Below are 2,438 nucleotides of genomic sequence, written 5' to 3'. Positions count from 1 at the left end.
GGCTCTGCTAATCGGCCGCGAGCCAGCCGCTTACCCCAGCCTGTCCTCGGTCAGAGTTTGCAACGGAGCCGCCGAAAACAGGGGGGAGGGGGTCCGGCCGGAAAACATGAAGCCCCTGGTTGCAGTTGCATACGCGCGTGGCAGCTACCCGGGGTCGCGCAATTCGGACATATCCCCACCTTGGGTCCCCATGCTGCCCCGTCCGGCCCTCTAGAACGTCTCAGGGCGGGCCCTATGGCCCGCCCCGGTGGTCGAGGTGTCTGGATTGGAGAGGCCCACCAGTGGCCCGCTCCTGCGCTCCTATGCGGTCACGCGCTTCGCCAATCGCGACAGGGTGGAGCGCGAGCAGCCAGTGGCGGCGATGATGCTGTTCCAGCTTTGGCCCGCCTTCAGCATGGAGACGATGGCGGCATTGCGCTTCTCGTCCTCAGGGCGACCACGGTAGACCCCTTCGGCCTTCGCCTTGACGATCCCCTGCGCCTGACGGCGGCGGCGATCCTCATAGTCCTTGCGGGCGATGGCGGCGAGCATGTCCAGCATCATGCCGTTGATGGCGTCCAGCATCCGGGCCGAGAAGTCGTCGCCCCCCGGCTGCACCAACTGGTGCGAGGTCGGGAGGTCCAGCGCGACAACGCGGACGCGCTTCGCCGCGATCTGCGCCTTGAGGCGTTCCCAATCCGCCGCGTTGAGGCGCGACAGCCGGTCAACCTGTTCGACCAACAGCACGTCGCCGGGCTGGCAGTCGGACAAGAGCCGGAACAACTCGGGGCGTTCCAACTTCGCGCCGGACTCGTTCTCCATGTAGCGGGCGGCGATGGTCAGCCCGCGTTCGGCGGCGAAGCGGTCGAGGTCCGCGCTGGCGCGGCTGGCATCCTGATCGGCGGTCGAGGCGCGCAGGTAGGCACGGACGAACATGGCGGAACCCTCTCTGGTTCGTTTTGGATGGTTCGTTGATGACCGGTTCGTTTTGGGTTGTAAACGGGAATATATAGAACCAATCCTGAACCGGTTCGCCTGAGGTATGCCCATATGAGACAGAGCATGATCTGATCCCGCGACCTAGGCTCTCGGGCAGAGTGGCTCTGGCCTGCCTAGATGGAAGTCAGAAGCTGCACCTTTGGAGAGGTCGCAGCCCGAGGTTACGTGGGGCTGAAATGATCGTTTCAGCTGAGTGGGTGGCCTGTGTTACGCAGGGGAAGCCGCCGGAGCGGATCGGCGCACGGCGGACCCGTGGAGGACGCCCATGCGCTATCGTCTCACCCTTTTGCCCGTTCTTGCCGTGTGGGTTCTGAGTGCAGAGGCGCGCGCTCAGGACCAGTGTGCCCAGATCGCCGAGCAGTGCTCCCGCATGACTGGAGCCGCCTCCCAAGCGATGTGTCAGCAGAACCTCTCGAGCTGCTACAGCATGCAGGGCGGCGGGGGTGGCATGATGATGCCACAGATGCCGGCCATGCCGCAGATGCCCTATGTGCCGCCGCTGACGCGCACGCCGCAGCAAGACGCCGACGAGTTGGCCCGGATGTTGGAGCAGACCTGCCCCATGGAGCGGGACTTCCAGAACCGCATGGCCCAGATCGGTCTGCCCAACATGCCGATCACGCCCGCCTGCGAGGAATGGTTTGCCCGCAACGGCGAGGGCTTGGTGCCGCCGACGCCAGCGATGCCGCAGCTGCCCTTTGGCACGGCCCCCGCGCCACAGGCGCCGGTCATGGACGAGGCCGCCATGCAACGCGGGCTGCACGCCATCGGGCAGATGCTGCTCGCCCGGGGCGCGGACCCCGCCCGCATGCAGCAGATGGCGGCCGCCTGTGACGGCGGTGACCGAGCATCCTGCACGACTCTTATGAACGGCTTTGACGAGATATGTGCGGGCACGGCCGGATTCTTCCCCGGCGCGGACCCGCAGATGATCGCGGAAGCGTCCTATGCGGCTTGCGAGACCGCGCAGTTCATTCGCATGGCCCTGAACGGCTGGTAACGAAACAGCCCACTAGCGTTCACGCGTCCGTCGGATCCCGAGAGCCAGCGGGCGGGCGTTTGGGGGGCCGTCGGAGTGCTCGTGAGAGAGCGCATGCGCGCGTAGCACATACCCTGTTGGATGGTCGGAAGCTCAGCGCAGAGCGCCCGCTACGCAGATAGGATGAGAAGCCAGACCCCGAATCCTGCGAGCACGCCTAGCCATATGCCAGGGCTGACCGTCAGCACGCCCTCGGGGGCCGTCGCCTCCAATACAAGCGCAGCCACGATCACGAGTAGGCAGGCGAGGACGAAAGAAGACATCGCAGCGCATCATAGCGCCTGCCCGCCAACGCACGCCAGGTCCAGCCCGAGCAAGGGCGCATGAGCCCGCCAGCGGGCCCGCCAAAATCGGCTCCGTTGCAAAGCTCGCGAGTTTTGGTGATGAGGCGCCGAGCGTGGCGGTGACGGCGGGCCGATGA

The 2,438-nt window shown here is 66.0% G+C and carries 2 protein-coding genes; one reads left to right on the top strand and one right to left on the bottom strand.

The genetic code is table 11. The features are described 5' to 3' along the window. Positions 1-300 precede the first annotated feature (300 nt). Positions 301-915: a recombinase family protein gene (locus FHG71_RS23065; RefSeq protein WP_139084146.1), complete on the bottom strand. Its 615-nt coding sequence runs from the start codon at positions 913-915 to the stop codon at positions 301-303. A gap of 328 nt (positions 916-1,243) precedes the next feature. On the opposite strand from FHG71_RS23065, the gene FHG71_RS23060 reads away from it, so the two are divergent. Next, complete coding sequence (locus FHG71_RS23060) at positions 1,244-1,978, top strand: hypothetical protein (RefSeq protein WP_139084145.1); 735 nt, start codon at positions 1,244-1,246, stop codon at positions 1,976-1,978. Positions 1,979-2,438: the final 460 nt, after the last annotated feature.

The sequence above is a fragment of the Rubellimicrobium roseum genome (genome assembly GCF_006152145.1).
GTDB classification, from domain to species: Bacteria; Pseudomonadota; Alphaproteobacteria; order Rhodobacterales; family Rhodobacteraceae; genus Rubellimicrobium; species Rubellimicrobium roseum.
Note: the sequence above shows the minus strand (reverse complement) of the source record. Positions and strands in the feature narration are given on the sequence as shown.